The organism is Streptomyces sp. NPDC005963, from assembly GCF_040638655.1.
GTDB lineage: Bacteria > Actinomycetota > Actinomycetes > Streptomycetales > Streptomycetaceae > Streptomyces.
In genome coordinates this window covers 40596-56412 of sequence record NZ_JBEXVD010000027.1, presented here as the reverse complement: position 1 = coordinate 56412, position 15817 = coordinate 40596, and the positions used below count along the sequence as shown (strand labels likewise).

The window sequence follows — 15817 nt, the reverse complement described above, 5'->3', positions numbered from 1 at the left end:
CATGCAGCCGAAGCGGTGCCGGACCGCCCGGTATGAGCCGGATCGCGCACGGTCGACGACCACCGTCCGGTGCGGCGCATGACCGTCGCACCGAACACCCCGGTCGACCCCGCCCCCCTCCGCACCTCGGGACCCGACACCACCGAGCGTCCCGCGGTCTTCCGCGGGGGGCCCGCGACCCCGCCCCGGACCCTGATCGACGTCTTCGACGAAACCGTCCGCCATCACCCCGATGGGCTCGCCATCGATGACGGATTGGCGCCGTTGACCTATCGGGCCCTGCGGACGGAGATCCATGCACTTGCCGGGCGGCTGGCCGCCTCCGGTGTCGGCCGTGGCGACCGGGTCGGTGTCCGCGCCCCGTCCGGTACGGCCGACCTGTACGTCTCGATCCTCGGAGTGCTCGCGGCGGGCGCCGCCTATGTGCCGGTCGACGCCGACGACCCGCCGGAGCGCGCCGCCCTGGTGTTCACCGAGGCACGGGTGCGTGTGGTGATCGGAGCACGACGGACGATCGAGCCCTGGCCGACGATCGCCAGACCCCCGACCGATGAACTGCCGACGGATCGACCGCCGACCGCCGGACCCCCGACCGAAGAACCGCGGACTGAGGGGCGGCCGAAGGACCCGGAGGCGCATCGACCGGCCGACCCGAGCCGGCCCGACGAGCACGCGGACCGGCCCCGTACCGACGACGACGCATGGGTCATCTTCACCTCCGGGTCCACCGGCCGACCCAAGGGCGTCGCCGTCACCCACCGCAGCGCCGCCGCCCTCGTCGACGCCGAGGCCCGGCTGTTCCTGCGCAGGGCTCCGCTGGGCCCCGGCGACCGGGTGCTCGCCGGGCTCTCCGTGGCCTTCGACGCCTCCTGCGAGGAAATGTGGCTGGCCTGGCGGCACGGCGCCTGTCTGGTGCCCGCGCCGCGCTCCCTGGTCCGCGCGGGCGTGGACCTCGGAGCGTGGTTGGCACAGCGGCGGATCACCGTCGTCTCCACCGTGCCCACCCTCGCAGCCCTCTGGCCCGCGGAGGCGCTCGACGAGGTCCGACTGCTGATCTTCGGCGGTGAGGCGTGCCCGCCCGAGCTCGCCCGGCGGATGGCCGTGGCGGGCCGTGAGGTCTGGAACACCTACGGCCCCACGGAGACCACCGTCATCGCCTGCGCCGCCCGGCTGACGGGTGAGGGTCCGGTACGCATCGGCCTGCCGCTCGACGGCTGGGAACTGGCCGTCGTCGATCCGTCGGGCGCCCCGGTCCCGATGGGCGGGGTCGGTGAGCTCGTCATCGGCGGGGTGGGGTTGGCCCGCTATCTGGATCCGGCGAAGAACGCCGAGAAGTACGCACCGCTGCCCGCACTAGGCTGGTCACGGGCCTATCGCAGCGGTGATCTGGTGCGCGCTGAGGAGCGCGGCCTGCTGTTTCTGGGGCGGGCGGACGATCAGGTCAAGGTGGGCGGCCGACGGATCGAACTCGGCGAGATCGACGCGGCACTGCAAGCGCTGCCCGAGGTGTCCGCCGCTGCCGCCGCCCTGCGCACCACGGCCGCCGGACACCCCCTACTGGTCGGCTATCTGGTGCCGAAGACCCCCAGCGCCCTTCCGTTCGATCGCACCGCCGCCCTCGATCACCTCCGTACCGTGCTCCCCGCACCGCTCGTCCCCCTGCTCGCGCTGGTGGCGGAGTTGCCCGTACGCACCTCGGGCAAGGTGGACCGGGACGCCCTGCCCTGGCCCCTGACCACCGCCGACCAGCCCGTGGAGACGTCAGCGCCGGGCACCGCGGCGCCCGAGCCGCTGACCCCCGCCGAGGAATGGCTCGCCGCCCAGTGGTCCGAACTGCTCGGCGCCCCCGTCACCGACCCCGAGGCCGACTTCTTCGCCCACGGCGGGGGCAGCCTCGCCGCCGCACAGCTGGTCTCGCGCATCCGTGAGCGCCACGGCACCGGTTCGGTCGCCGACGTCTACCGCCACCCCCGGCTGCGCGCCCTCGCCCTGACCCTCGGGCCGCCGGACGTCAGCGCACCGGAGCATCCGGGCCGCGACGGGGTACGCGCCGTTCCCCGCCGGGCCCAGGCGGTGCAGCTGGCCCTGCTCGTACCGCTGTTCACGGTGGCCGGCCTGCGCTGGGGCGTCATCGCGGTCGCCGTGGGACGGCTGCTCGGTGTGGGGCCGGCGATCTCGTGGTGGTGGGTCGCGCTCGGATGGCTGGTGCTCCTCAGCCCGCCCGGACGGATCGCCATCGCCGCGGGCGGGGCCCGGTTGCTGCTGCGGGGGCTGCGCCCCGGCGCCCATCCGCGCGGCGGCCCGGCCCATCTGCGGCTGTGGACGGCCGACCGACTGGCCGAGATGAGCGGTGCCGTCCATCTCACCGGCCCCTGGCTCAGTGTGTACGCACGGGCCCTGGGCGCCCGGATCGCTCCCGATGTCGACCTCCATGCCCTGCCGCCCGTGACCGGCTGGCTTCGGCTCGGTCGCGGCTGCGCGGTCGAACCCGAGGTCGATCTGTCGGGGTACTGGATCGACGGCGACCGCCTGCGGATCGGCCCGGTGCGGATCGGTGCCGATGCCGTCGTCGGGGCACGCGCCACCCTCTTTCCGGGGGCCAGGATCGGGAAGCGCGCGATGGTCGCTCCCGGAGCGGTGGTGACCGGGACCGTCCCCGCGGGTGAACGCTGGGCGGGCGCCCCCGCCACGCGTGCCGGCCGGGTCCGGCGCACCCGGCAGCCCCGCCCGGTGCGTCGGCGCTGCTGGAGCGCGCTCTACGCCCTTGCCTCGCTGGCCCTCACCCTGCTGCCCGCGGTGGCCGTCGCGGCCGGGCTGCTGGTGGTGAGGGCGCTGATGGACGGGCCCGGCGATGTTCCCGGAGCGTTCGCCGCTGTGCCGCTCGCCACCGTCACCGCCGTGCTCGCGTACGCCGTGGTGACCCTCGTGGGCGTCCGCGTGCTCAGTCTCGGCCTGCGCGCGGGTAGCCATGCCCTGCACGGTCGGATCGCCTGGCAGATCTGGGTGACCGAGCGGTTGATGGACATGGCCCGCACCCATCTCCATCCGCTGTACGCCACATTGCTGACACCGGTGTGGCTGCGGGGGCTCGGAATGCGGATGGGGCACGGTGTGGAGGCGTCCACGGTGCTGGCGGTGCCGGCCATGACCTCGGTCGGTGACGGGGCGTTCCTCGCCGACGACACCATGATCGGCTCCTATGAGTTGGGGGGCGGACGGCTACGGATCGCGGCTGTGAGGATCGGCAAGCGGGCGTTCCTCGGGAACTCGGGGATGACCGCTGCCGGCCGTCGCGTGCCCAAGCGCGGTCTGGTCGGCGTGTTGTCGGCGGCGCCGAAGCGGGCCAAGGCTGGCAGTTCCTGGCTCGGCCTGCCGCCGATGAAGCTGACCAGGCCCTCGACCGCGGGGGACGAGACCCGTACGTTCGCCCCGCCGCGGCGGCTCCGCTGGGCGCGGGCGGCCGTCGAGCTCTGCAGAATCGTTCCGCTGATCTGTGGGGCCGCACTCGCCCTCGCCTGGGCCGTCGCCTTCGGTGCCCTCGCCGTCCGACTGGGCCCCCTCGCAGCGCTCTTCGGCGGACTCCTGCTCCTCCTGTGCGGAGCGGTCGCCGCACTGCTCGCCATCACCGCGAAATGGCTGTTGGTGGGCGCGTTCAAGCCCGGTGGGCACCCCCTGTGGTCCGCCTTCGTCTGGCGCGACGAGTTGGCCGACTCCTTTGTGGAGAGCCTGGCCGTGCCCTGGCTCGTGGGACCGGTGCCGGGAAGCCCCCTGATGCCGCTGTGGCTGCGCTGCCTGGGGGCACGGCTGGGACGCGGGGTGTGGTGCGAGTCGTACTGGCTGCCCGAGCCGGATCTGGTCCGGGTGGGAGCGGGCGCCAGCATCAACCGCGGATGCGTGGTGCAGACCCATCTCTTCCACGACCGGATCATGCGCCTGGACACCATTGCGCTCGGCGCGGGGACGACCCTCGGTCCGCACGCGATCGTCCTGCCGGGGGCGGTGATCGGGCAGCAGGCGGTGATCGGCCCCGCGTCGCTGGTGATGAGCGGCGAACGGGTACCGGGGGACAGCGCCTGGCTGGGCAACCCCATCGCCGTCTGGAGACGTCACGAAGCACCCGCCGCCCTGCCGTCCCGGCCGGGTGGCCCGCCCGTACCGGACCCGGGCAGCACGCCATGAACCGCGCCGGTCCGTTCTGGTCGCGCCGTGACCCCGACCCCGGCACCGAGGAGGCCGAAGCGCCCCTGCACGGCGACTACCTGCCCCAGTACGGTGACCGCCGCTTCCACGCCCTGGCCTATGACCTGGCCCTGAACTGCGTCCCGCACACCGGTCGCATCACCGCGCGGGCCGTGCTCAGCGGCGTCGCCCGGGAGCCGCTGGCCGAGATCGTCCTCGACCTCGGCCGGTTCCGGGTGAGCAAGGTCCTCCTCGACGGGGCCAGCCCGCCCCGCTACACCCATCGGGGGGACAAACTACGCATCCGCCCGCCGCGCCCGCTCCCCGTGGGCACCCCCTTCACCGTGGAGGTCCGGTACGCAGGTGTGCCCCGCCCGATCCGTAGCCGACAGTGGGGCGAACTGGGCTGGGAGCAGTTGGCCGAAGGGTCACTGGTCGCCTCGCAGCCCCACGGAGCCCACTCCTGGTATCCGTGCAACGACCGGCCCGCCGACAAGGCGCGCTACCGGATCGCGATCACCGCACCCACCCCGTACGCGGTCGTTGCGAACGGCCGGCTCCGCTCCCGTTCGGTCGGTGCGTCCACCACGACCTGGGTGTACGACCAGCCGGCGCCCATGGCCGCGTACTTGGCGACGGTGCAGATCGGACCCTACGCACTGGTGTCCCTGGACGATTCGGGTCCGGTTCCCCAGCGGGCGGCCGTGCCACCGTCGCTGCTCGGGGGCCGGTTCGAGCACGACTTCGCCCGCCAGCCGCAGATGATGGAGCTCTTCCAGGACTTTTTCGGGCCCTACCCCTTCGACGAGTACGCCGTGGTGGTGACCCCGGACGAACTGGAAGTCCCGGTTGAGGCCCAGGGGCTGTCGATCTTCGGCGCGAACCACGTCGACGGCAGGCGCGGGAGCGAGCGGCTGATCGCCCATGAGTTGGCGCACCAGTGGTTCGGCAACAGCCTCACGGTCGCCGACTGGCGGCACATCTGGTTGCACGAGGGCTTTGCGAAGTACGCGGAGTGGCTCTGGTCCGAGTGGTCGGGCGGCCCCGGTGCGGCGGTCCTCGCCGACAGGGCGCACGGGCGACTGGCCCTGATGCCCCGGGACATCGTGATCGCCGACCCCGGACCGGAGCGGCTCTTCGACGAGCGCGTGTACGAGAGGGGGGCGCTCACCCTGCACGCCCTGCGCACGCTGCTGGGGCTGGAGGCATTCGGCGCGCTCCTGCGCGAATGGACGGCCACGCACCGCCACGGTTCGGTGACGACCGCCCAGTTCCTGGCCCTCGCGGACCGCGGTTCCCCCTCTCCGCTGGAGGGGTTCTTCCGAGCGTGGTTGTACGAGAGGCAATTGCCGGAGTTGCCCGATCGGCCGCCCTGACAATGGCTTGCCCCGTCATGGACCCGAAGCCATGTCCGGGGCGCCCTGGGGAAAGGCAGGAGCCCCGTTCCTGAAAAGGACGGAGCTCCTTGGGTACTGCTATTTAAGTCGGTTACGCGATCGCCAACCCGGACCCAATTAGGCCGGGGTGACGTTCTCCGCCTGCGGGCCCTTCGGACCCTGGGTGACGTCGAAGTTCACGACCTGGTTCTCCTCAAGCGAGCGGAAACCAGACGCGTTGATCGCGGAGTAGTGGACGAAGACATCCGGGCCGCCGCCGTCCTGGGCGATGAAGCCGAAGCCCTTTTCAGCGTTGAACCACTTGACGGTTCCGGTAGCCATAAGCCCTCCTTGGGCCAAAGGGTTGCCCTGCTCCAGAACCTGCAAACAAGTCTGAAAACTACAAAAGCCTGCGGGTCACATGCTCCGCAGGCTCTGTACTGCAAGGGAAACCAAACTGCAACTTGCGTCGAGCCTAGCACGCACTGTGTTGGCAGCGGTAGAGGTAAAGATCACTTCACTCGGACGCTTGACGAGCTCCCCCGTACGCTGACGAACCGCAGCTCAACCGGGGCTTGTGGCCCCGGGGGCCGGTTCCCGGGGCGACCCGCTGGGCCGCCCCGCGTGTCCGGAGTGGGCCCGCCGGACTAGCCTCACCTTGTGGACAGTCTCGGAGAAACCCCAGCAACCGACCACCCGCGCAGCCGGCCCCGGGTCGGACATATCCAGTTCCTCAACTGTCTCCCCCTCTACTGGGGGCTGGCGCGTACCGGAACGCTTCTTGACCTGGAGTTGACCAAGGACTCCCCGGAGAAGCTCAGCGAGCGACTGGTGGCCGGTGAACTCGATATCGCCCCGATCACTCTGGTGGAGTTTCTGCGCAATGCCGATCAGCTGGTGGCATTTCCTGATCTGGCCGTCGGATGCCACGGTCCGGTGATGTCCTGTGTGATCGTCTCCCAGGTCCCCTTGGAGAACCTGCACAAAGCGCCCGTCGCCCTCGGCTCCACATCGCGCACTTCGGTACGACTCGCACAACTCCTTCTCGCCGAACAGTTCAAGGTGGAACCGGACTATTTCACCTGCCCGCCCGATCTCGGCCTGATGATGCAAGAAGCACAGGCGGCCGTGTTGATCGGCGACGCCGCTCTGCGTGCTTCGCTGCACGACGCGCCGCGGCTCGGGCTCGACGTCCACGACCTCGGCACGATGTGGAAGGCGTGGACCGGGCTGCCCTTCGTCTTCGCCGTGTGGGCGGTGCGCAAGGAGTACCTGGCGCGTCACCCAGCGCTCGTCAACGAGGTGCACCAGGCGTTCCTCACCTCGCGGGACCTGTCGCTCGAAGAGGTGGTCAAGGTTTCGGAACAGGCCGCCCGCTGGGAGAGCTTCGACGCCGAACTGCTGGAACGGTACTTCCGGACCCTCGATTTCCGCTTCGGCTCGGAGCAACTGGCCGGCGTACGGGAGTTCGCCCGCCGCATCGGATCGACCACCGGCTTCGCACCGGACGTCGAGGTCGCTCTGCTGAACCGCTGAAGCCCCCTACCCCGCTGCCTCACTGAACACCGCGGCCCCGCAGCTTCGAGCCGGCCGGGAACACCTCGCGTTCCGACAACCGCTTCCCCACACAGAACCGCCGGACGATCCCCTGGGACCGCGCCCCCGACCCCCCTACCCTGAGACGCGGCAGAAGCGGACAGTTCGGCCGACCGGGGGAGTTCACAGATGCAGCCGCTCGATCCAGGGGACCCACACACCATCGGCCCCTACCGGCTGCTGGGCCGGCTCGGCGCGGGCGGCATGGGCCGCGTCTACCTCGGGCGCAGCGCCGGTGGCCGCACGGTCGCGGTCAAGGTCGTCCACCCCCACTTCGCGCTCGACGAGGAGTTCCGCGCCCGCTTCCGCCGTGAGGTCGCATCGGCGCGACGCGTCGGTGGCCAGTGGACCGCTCCCGTACTCGACGCCGACCCCGAGGCGCCCGTGCCCTGGGTCGCCACCGGATACGTCGCCGGACCGGCGCTCTCCCGGGCGGTCACCGACCACGGACCGCTGCCCGTCCCCGCCGTCGGTGCGCTGGGCGCCGGCCTCGCGGAGGCGCTCGCCGCCGTACACGCCCTGGAGTTGGTGCACCGCGATGTGAAGCCGTCCAATGTGCTGCTCGCCCTGGACGGGCCGCGGCTGATCGACTTCGGGATCGCCCGGGTCACCGACGGCACCGCTTCGCTCACCTCCACCGGGGTCTCCGTCGGCTCGCCCGGCTATATGTCGCCCGAGCAGATCCTCGGCAAGGGCATCACGGGCGCGGCCGACGTGTTCTCGCTGGGCGCGGTCCTCGCGTACGCGGCGACGGGCTCGGCCCCGTTCAGCGGTGACTCCTCCGCCACCCTCCTGTACAAGGTGGTGCACGAGGAGCCCGAACTCGACGGTCTCGACGGCCGGCTGAGGGAACTGGTCGCCCGCTGCCTCACCAAGGACCCGACCGCCCGTCCATCGCCCGAGGAGATCGCCCGGCAACTGGCCCCGGGCGGGGCCGCCGCGCTGATCGCCGGTGGCTGGCTACCGGGCGCCCTGGTGGAGCAGGTGAGCCGGGCCGCGGTGGAACTGTTGGGTCTCGAACCCGCCGAACCGGCACCCGGCCCGGCCGGATCGCCGTCCGGGCCGGTGGCGTTCAGCAGCCCGTCCGTGCGCGGAGCCGAGGCGGCCGAAGGACGGGCCGTCGATCCGCGCCAGCCGGGAGGAGCCCCCGCGGGCGTGGTGGCAACGACGGGCTTCGGCCCGCCGATCGAACCCGCACCCCCCTTCCCTCCTGCGTTCGGCCCCGCCCCACAGGCGTCACCGGCCGTAGCCGCCACCCCGGCGCCCGACGGTTCCCCATCCGACCGGCCCCGACGCAAGATCAGCTGCACCCTGACCCTCACCCTGGCCGCCGCACTGGCCGGCATCACCCTGGGCGTCGGCTTCCTCGCCGACCTCTGGCCCGGCTCGGAGGGCTCCGACAAGGGTGAGAACAACCACTCGGACGTCGGTGCCGCCCCCTCCCGGGCGAGCAGCCCGCCCCCGGCCACACCAGGTGCCGGGGGCCACGCCGTACCGCAGGCGTTCATCGGCACCTGGAAGGGACCGTTCACCATCAGCCTGGCGGGCACCGACCTCAAGGCCGGCACCTTCACCCTCGTCCTCCACCAGGGCAAGCAGGGCGCCGCAATAGGGACCGCCGCCCAGTACGACGCCCTCGGCAACCTCACCTGCACCGACAACCTCGTCCTGCGCCGGGCGGCTGCCACCGAACTGGTCACCGACGGCACCTCGAACGGCCAGGCGGGCAACAAGTGCACCCCCGGCGCCCACACGGTGACGCTGAAACGGGAGGGCGACACGATCCGCTACACCTCCGACGAACCCCGCGCCGGCAACCCGCGCGCCACCCTCACCCGCTCCACGGGCTGATCTGCCCTGCCTCGGGGCTTGCCGTCGACCGGCCCACGGTCCGACCCGGGCCCTGACGTAGGCTGGACCGGCCCGCAGCCCGTCCGACGAAGCCTTGCCACGAGGCTTTGGAGAACCACCGAAAGGTGACACCCGGTGACCGAGAAGGCCGACCTTCAGTCCGTGCTGGACCGCGCTGCCGAGGGCGGGCGAATCACCCCCGAAGAGGCGCTCGACCTCTACCGCTCCGCCCCGCTGCACGCGCTGGGCAGCGCCGCGGACGCCGTGCGCCGCCGCCGCTACGCGGGCACCGAGCACATCGCGACGTACATCATCGAGCGCAACATCAACTACACCAACGTCTGTGTCACCGCCTGCAAGTTCTGTGCCTTCTACGCCGCACCCAAGGACACCGCGAAGGGCTGGACCCGCGACCTCGACGACATCCTGCGGCGCTGCGCGGAGACCGTCGAGCTCGGTGGCACCCAGATCATGTTCCAGGGCGGGCACCACCCCGACTTCGGCGTGGAGTACTACGAGAAGCACTTCTCGGCGATCAAGTCGGCCTTTCCCCAGTTGGTGATCCACTCGCTCGGTGCGTCCGAGGTCGAGCACATGGCGAAGATCTCCGGGGTCTCGGTCGAAGAGGCCATCCAGCGCATCCACACCGCAGGTCTGGACTCCTTCGCCGGCGCCGGCGCCGAACTGCTGCCCGCCCGCCCGCGCAAGGCCATCGCCCCGCTCAAGGAGTCCGGCGAACGCTGGCTGGAGATCATGGAGACCGCGCACCGACTGGGCGTGGAGTCGACGTCCACGATGCTGATGGGCACCGGCGAGACCAACGCCGAGCGCATCGAGCACCTGCGGATGATCCGTGAGACGCAGGACCGCACGGGCGGCTTCCGCGCCTTCATCCCGTACACGTACCAGCCCGAGAACAACCGTCTCAAGGGGCAGACCCAGGCGACGCTCTTCGAGTACCTGCGGATGATCGCCATCGCGCGGCTCTTCTTCGACAACGTCGCCCACATCCAGGGCTCCTGGCTGACCACGGGCAAGGAGGTCGGCCAACTGTCGCTGCACTACGGCGCCGACGACCTCGGTTCGATCATGCTGGAGGAGAACGTCGTCTCCTCGGCCGGTGCCAAGCACCGCTCCAACCGCCAGGAGATCATCGACCTGATCCGCAAGTCCGGACGGGTCCCGGCGCAGCGCGCCACCACGTACGAGCACCTCGTGGTCCACGACGACCCGGCGAACGACCCCGTCGACGAGCGCGTGGTCTCGCACATCTCCTCGACCGCCATCGAGGGCGGCACCGCCCACCCGGAGCTCAAGCTCCTGAACGCCAACTGATCACGACGTGCTGACGACCCGCGCGGCGGACGCCCCGTGCTGACGATCCACACCGCCGATGCGGTCCTCGGCCATCCCGGTCACCAAGCCGTACTCGTCGACGGCGGCCGGATCGTGGCGATCGGCTCGCCCGAGGGGCTCACCGTCACCCATCTCCGGGCCCGGGTCCGACGCTGGCAGGGCCTGCTGACCCCCGGGCTGCTGGAACCGGCCGCCGCCGCGCTGTTGGAATCCGCGTACCACCCCGATCCGCGCGAGGCGGGCGAACTCGGCACCGAACCGCTCACCGGCGACGATCTGATCGCGCTGGGCATGGACGACACACGGTGGGGCCACAGTGCGCGGCGCGGCCTCCAACGGCTGCTGTCCCGCGGCACCACGGCCGTGACCGGCCCCTTCGAACGACCTTCGGTCCGTACCGCCGTGACCCGTTCGGGGCTGCGGGTCCGGGAGCCGGGGCCGTCGGGCTCCCCTGCCCCGGAGTTGGTGTACGACGGCGAACTGGCACTCGGCGCCCCGGCCGACTTCGCCGTCTTCGGCGTCACCGGCAAGGTGCTCACCCCGGCGGACACACCCCGGTGCGTCGCCACCGTCCTCGGCGGCCGACTGCTCTACCGCCGGGCGTAGCCGTACGGGGCCGCCCTGCTTGAATGGGGAGCGTGAACCGAGCATCCCTGGACAAGCAGCCGCACGAAGTCGCCTCCATGTTCGACGCCGTGGCGGCGAACTACGACGTCACCAACGATGTCCTGTCGTTCGGCCAGGACCGGCGCTGGCGCAAGCAGGTCGCCCGGGCCGTGGACGCCCGCCCGGGACAGAAGGTCCTCGATCTGGCCGCAGGCACCGGCACTTCCTCGCTGCCGTTCGTCGAGGCCGGCGCCTATGTGGTGCCGTGCGACTTCTCCCAGGGCATGTTGCGTGAGGGAAAGAAGCGCCACCCCTGGTTGCCGCTGACCGCGGGCGACGGGACAAAGCTCCCGTTCCGTGACGACGTCTTCGACGCGGTCACCATCTCCTTCGGACTGCGGAACATCGCCGACACCTCAGCGGCGCTGCGCGAGATGCTCCGGGTCACCAAGCCGGGCGGCCGGATCGTGATCTGCGAGTTCTCCCACGCGACCTGGGCGCCGTTCAGGACGGTGTACGAGGAGTACCTGATGCGGGCGCTGCCCCCGGTGGCGCGGGCGGTCTCCTCCAACCCCGACGCCTATGTCTATCTCGCTGAGTCCATCCAGTCCTGGCCCGAGCAACCCGAGTTGGCGCGCATGTTGCAGGACGCGGGCTGGGGGAAGGTGGCGTGGCGCAATCTGTCGGGCGGTGTCGTGGCGCTGCACCGGGGGTTCAAGCCCGCCTGAACGGCATCGGGCCCGAGTGGCGGGCGTACGGTTCGTTAGGGCGCCGGCTGTGCGGAGCCTGTGCCCCGCGGGGCACAGGCCGACCCGCCGAGCGGGTCGCTGGTCTTCGTTCCATCGGTCCGGACGGTCCGCACACCGTCCCTCCGGTCGCGCGGTGCCTACAGATCAAGCCGGAAGCAGTGCGCCTCGCGCTGGGACGGCGTCCGGTAGGTCTCGCCCAGGTCCATCCCGAGCCGTCTGGTCACGGCTATCGACCGCTCATTGCGGGCGTCCACCATGGCCACCACCCGGGGGACGCCGGCCGCCCGTACCCGCTCCAACGTGGTGTGCGCCGCAGCGGTCGCATACCCCTTGCCCCATGCCGGCCGCGCCAGCCGCCAGCCGATCTCGATCTCGCCGGCCGGCCCGAAGTCGGCGTACGGCCACGGCTGGGCGCCGGTGAAGCCGATCACGTCGCCGTCCTCGTCCAGCACCGTCCACAGGCAGAATCCGCGCTCGGCGTCATGCCGGCGCTGCCGCGCGGTGAGCTCCTGGTAGGCCGACAGTTCGTCCCGACCACCGTGGAACTCCATGACTTCCGGGTCGGCGAACACACGATGCCAGGCGTACGCGTCCTCATCGGTGGGCACACGCAGCCTGACGGCGGGGAGAAGCCTGCTCATAGGGGGAGCCCTTCAGTCGAGGGAACGGCACACACCCATAGACTGCACATGTCCTGTGCTTTTTAGGCACGCGAATATTGAGTCGTACGGGAGAACCAGCCGTGACTGAGCCCCTCTCCGAACACAGCGCAGATGTGATCGTCGTCGGGGCTGGCCCGGCCGGCTCCACCGCCGCTTACTACCTCGCCAAGGCCGGACTGGACGTCCTGCTGCTGGAAAAGACGGCCTTCCCCCGGGAGAAGGTCTGCGGCGACGGACTCACCCCGCGCGCCACCAAGCAGTTGGTGGCCATGGGCATCGACGTCTCCGAAGAGGCCGGTTGGCTGCGGAACAAGGGCCTGCGGATCATCGGCGGCGGAGTTCGTCTCCAGCTCGATTGGCCGGAACTCGCCTCGTATCCGGACTATGGACTGGTCCGCAAGCGCGATGACTTCGACGAGCAGCTCGCCCGCCAGGCGCAGAAGGCCGGCGCCAGGCTGTACGAGCGCTGCAACGTGGGCGCACCGATCATCGACGACCGTACGGGCAAGATCACCGGGGTGGAGGCCAAGCTCGGCGAGGAGAAGACCCCGGTCACCTTCCACGCTCCGCTCGTGGTCGCAGCCGACGGCAACTCCTCCCGGATCTCCCTCGCGATGGGCCTGCACCGCCGTGAGGACCGCCCGATGGGCGTCGCCGTACGCACGTACTTCACCTCGCCGCGCCACGACGACGACTACCTGGAGTCCTGGCTGGAGCTGTGGGACCGGCGCGGCCCGGGCGAGGACCGGCTGCTGCCCGGCTACGGCTGGATCTTCGGCATGGGCGACGGCACCTCCAACGTCGGCCTCGGCGTCCTCAACACCTCGGCTTCCTTCAAGGAACTGGACTGGCGCGAGGTCCTCAAGGCGTGGTGCGCCTCCATGCCCGAGGAGTGGGGCTACACCGACGAGAACATGACGGGTCCGATCCGCGGTGCCGCGCTGCCGATGGCCTTCAACCGGCAGCCCCACTACACCCGCGGGCTGCTGCTCATCGGTGACGCGGGCGGTCTGGTCAACCCCTTCAACGGCGAAGGCATCGCCTACGCCATGGAGTCCGCCCAGATCGCGGCCGACGTGATCGTCCAGGCCCACGCCCGAGCCACCCCCGCCCATCGCGAACTCGCCCTCCAGCGCTACCCGAAGGTCCTCAAGGACACGTACGGCGGCTACTACACGCTGGGTCGCGCGTTCGTGAAGCTGATCGGCAACCCGCAGGTCATGAAGATCGCCACCCAGCGCGGTCTGACGCACCCGGTGCTGATGCGCTTCACGCTGAAGATGCTGGCCAACCTGACCGACCCGACCGGCGGGGACGCCATGGACCGCATCATCAACGGCCTCTCCAAGGTGGCCCCGAAGGCATAGCCGCTCGACGCACACCGCTCGCCCGTCGTGGACCACCTCCGCGACGGGCGGGCGTCGTGTCGGTGCGTACGCGTGAAATCGGGCAGGTCGTCCGTCTGGTTCCACCGCAGTTGCTGCCCTTAGCGTGGAGTACGTGGACGAGGACGAGGACCGACGGTTGGGGCGGATCGCCCCGGACATCTCCCAAATATCGATCGGCCTGCTGCGCAAGGTCGTCGGCGTCTATCCGGAAGAACGCATCGGCGAAGAGGCGCTGGGCACGGCGGACGAGGTGCTGGAACGGTACGGAACGGACGGGCTACGGGTGCTCGTCATGAGCCTCACGGGCTGGGCCGCGGTCCAGATCGAGAAGGAGGCCCAGATGACAGGCCGCACCCACGAAGCCCTGCTAGACGACATGGACCTCACGAGGTTCGAGACCAATCCGGACGGCTGGTGCCGCAGTGTTGTCTGAAGCAGGGGCAATTCCGCATTCCTGATCATGACGACCACGCCCCCATACCGAAGCCCTGCCCGGAAGTGCGGGATCACCATTGCGTACGAGTGCCTCGGTGAACAGCCAGAGGACTTCCGGGCCATTGACCCCCGCCCGCCGAAGGGAATAGCGACCCACACGGGTGCCTTTACCGCGACACCCTTTGCGCGGGCTGGTCAGGGGTTCTTCCCGGCCCGAGGCGAATAGTCGCGAATCTCCGCTGGCAGGGGTGCCATCAACGATAGATCGGCTAGTCGACCAGATGGTCGAAATCCCCGTTCTTCACTCCGAGGATGAAGTCTCGCATCTTCTCCTGTGTGGTCGTGACTATTGATTCGGGGTACTCACTTTCGCGCAGCAGTATCGCGTCACCATCTCGCATGACCCCGACACATGAGTTTCCTGCCTGGCAGAAGGATGACTGCTGCCAATGATTCTCTGACATCGTTTGGCCTCTCAGAGTTGTTCCACGATTTGATAGATGAAATCTGAGGATTCACGTGCCGGAAGTGCCTTCGCGTTCATTCGATCCAGCAAACTTCGATAGTTCTTCAACTGGGCTGGTGAATCAAGGAAGATGACCCCGTGGGTGGCATCCAGCTGCACAGTGTCAAGTTCCGGAACATCGCCTTGAGCGTAGAAGATCGATTGTCCTGAACCAGCGAAGCCACCCGCATCGAATGGGATGACCTGGATCGTCACGTGTTCATGAGAGCCCATTGCTAGCAGGTGTTCAAGTTGGGCGCGGGCAACCTTCCTCCCTCCGAACTGCATGCGCAGAGCGGCTTCGTGAATGACTGCTTCATACCGCGGAGGCGAATCCCCCTTCAGGATGAGTTGCCGTCGCACTCGATGGTTGATCCGCCTGTCTAGTTCGAACCCCGTCAGCGGCGGGTTTGTTTCAGAGAAGATTGACTTGATGTGATCCTCGGTCTGCAAGAGCCCAGGGATGTGTGCGATTTGATACGTGCGCAAGCCTTGGCAGTGATGTTCGAGTTCCGCGATGTCTAGAAAATCGGCTGGGAGCTTCTCTCTGTACTCGCTCCACCATCCCCGAGTTCGATCTTCAGCGATCTTCGCGAGCGCGTCGATGTAATTCTGATCGTCACATCCGTACGCGCACGCGAGGGTACGGACGCGTTCATTGCTGACTCCGAAGCGGGCGGTCTCCATCTGGCTGATCTTGGTGTGGTCGATACCGAGAAGTGACGCTGCCTCACGGGAGTTGTGGCCTGCGGCCTCTCTGAGTCGTCGAAGTTCAGCACCGAGGCGTCGCTGTCGCGCAGTGATGACGGTCCGAGGTGGCATGTCGACAGTCTGCCCGGATGGGACTGACGGGTCCAACTCCGTCAACATTGCTACACAGAGAGTAGTAATAGTGATCCCGAATGCCCTATGGTTCTCACAGCACCGCGTGCAGCGCAGGAACTTGCCGAAGTGCAGCCGCTGGTGTGTGCCCTTGTGCAGGGGTGCACGAGCCATGAGCGGCCGGGCCACGGTGGCGCGAAGCGCGGATCCCATCCCTCATTCGGGAGATGCCCATGCAACCCTCAACAGTCTTACGATCACCTGCCGACCGTCTTTCATCCGGTTCGCGCAG

The 15817-nt window shown here is 69.5% G+C and carries 13 protein-coding genes; 9 read left to right on the top strand and 4 right to left on the bottom strand.

What is annotated here, in order from left to right:
- The first annotated feature begins 78 nt into the window (after positions 1-78).
- Both ABZ348_RS28380 and ABZ348_RS28375 read left to right on the top strand, forming a co-directional pair.
- A complete protein-coding gene (locus ABZ348_RS28380) occupies positions 79-4179 on the top strand; it encodes a Pls/PosA family non-ribosomal peptide synthetase (RefSeq protein WP_358937766.1) in 4101 nt (1366 codons plus the stop codon).
- Positions 4176-5555 carry a M1 family metallopeptidase gene (locus tag ABZ348_RS28375; RefSeq protein WP_358937764.1) on the top strand — a complete coding sequence of 460 codons (1380 nt, stop codon included), beginning with the start codon at positions 4176-4178 and terminating at the stop codon, positions 5553-5555. The genes ABZ348_RS28380 and ABZ348_RS28375 overlap by 4 nt, the downstream gene beginning before the upstream one ends.
- 138 nt (positions 5556-5693) lie before the next feature.
- Here ABZ348_RS28375 and ABZ348_RS28370 read toward each other — a convergent pair whose 3' ends face one another.
- Positions 5694-5897 (bottom strand): cold-shock protein, encoded by a 204-nt coding sequence (locus tag ABZ348_RS28370; protein ID WP_003967102.1) that lies wholly within the window; start codon positions 5895-5897, stop codon positions 5694-5696.
- Positions 5898-6215: 318 nt separating this feature from the next.
- On the opposite strand from ABZ348_RS28370, the gene ABZ348_RS28365 reads away from it, so the two are divergent.
- From ABZ348_RS28365 to ABZ348_RS28345, 5 genes are all read left to right on the top strand, one after another.
- Entirely contained in the window at positions 6216-7091 is an 876-nt protein-coding gene (locus ABZ348_RS28365; protein ID WP_358937762.1) for a menaquinone biosynthesis protein, read from the top strand.
- A 189-nt stretch (positions 7092-7280) separates the two neighbouring features.
- A complete protein-coding gene (locus ABZ348_RS28360) occupies positions 7281-9002 on the top strand; it encodes a protein kinase (RefSeq protein ID WP_358937760.1) in 1722 nt (573 codons plus the stop codon).
- A 135-nt stretch (positions 9003-9137) separates the two neighbouring features.
- A complete protein-coding gene (gene mqnC / locus ABZ348_RS28355; protein WP_358937758.1) occupies positions 9138-10337 on the top strand; it encodes a cyclic dehypoxanthinyl futalosine synthase in 1200 nt (399 codons plus the stop codon).
- Between the two features lie 36 nt (positions 10338-10373).
- Positions 10374-10964 (top strand): hypothetical protein, encoded by a 591-nt coding sequence (locus tag ABZ348_RS28350; protein ID WP_358937756.1) that lies wholly within the window; start codon positions 10374-10376, stop codon positions 10962-10964.
- A gap of 32 nt (positions 10965-10996) precedes the next feature.
- Positions 10997-11692, top strand: coding sequence for a demethylmenaquinone methyltransferase (locus ABZ348_RS28345; RefSeq protein ID WP_358937754.1), 696 nt, complete (start codon positions 10997-10999; stop codon positions 11690-11692).
- Between the two features lie 158 nt (positions 11693-11850).
- Here ABZ348_RS28345 and ABZ348_RS28340 read toward each other — a convergent pair whose 3' ends face one another.
- A complete protein-coding gene (locus ABZ348_RS28340; RefSeq protein WP_358937752.1) occupies positions 11851-12354 on the bottom strand; it encodes a GNAT family N-acetyltransferase in 504 nt (167 codons plus the stop codon).
- A 101-nt stretch (positions 12355-12455) separates the two neighbouring features.
- On the opposite strand from ABZ348_RS28340, the gene ABZ348_RS28335 reads away from it, so the two are divergent.
- Positions 12456-13742, top strand: a complete 1287-nt coding sequence (locus ABZ348_RS28335; RefSeq protein ID WP_358937750.1) for a geranylgeranyl reductase family protein — start codon at positions 12456-12458, stop codon at positions 13740-13742.
- A gap of 133 nt (positions 13743-13875) precedes the next feature.
- Entirely contained in the window at positions 13876-14196 is a 321-nt protein-coding gene (locus ABZ348_RS28330; RefSeq protein ID WP_358937748.1) for a hypothetical protein, read from the top strand.
- Between the two features lie 271 nt (positions 14197-14467).
- Here ABZ348_RS28330 and ABZ348_RS28325 read toward each other — a convergent pair whose 3' ends face one another.
- Both ABZ348_RS28325 and ABZ348_RS28320 read right to left on the bottom strand, forming a co-directional pair.
- Positions 14468-14662: a DUF397 domain-containing protein gene (locus ABZ348_RS28325; RefSeq protein WP_358937746.1), complete on the bottom strand. Its 195-nt coding sequence runs from the start codon at positions 14660-14662 to the stop codon at positions 14468-14470.
- Between the two features lie 11 nt (positions 14663-14673).
- Entirely contained in the window at positions 14674-15525 is an 852-nt protein-coding gene (locus ABZ348_RS28320; protein WP_358937744.1) for a helix-turn-helix transcriptional regulator, read from the bottom strand.
- Positions 15526-15817 lie beyond the last annotated feature (292 nt).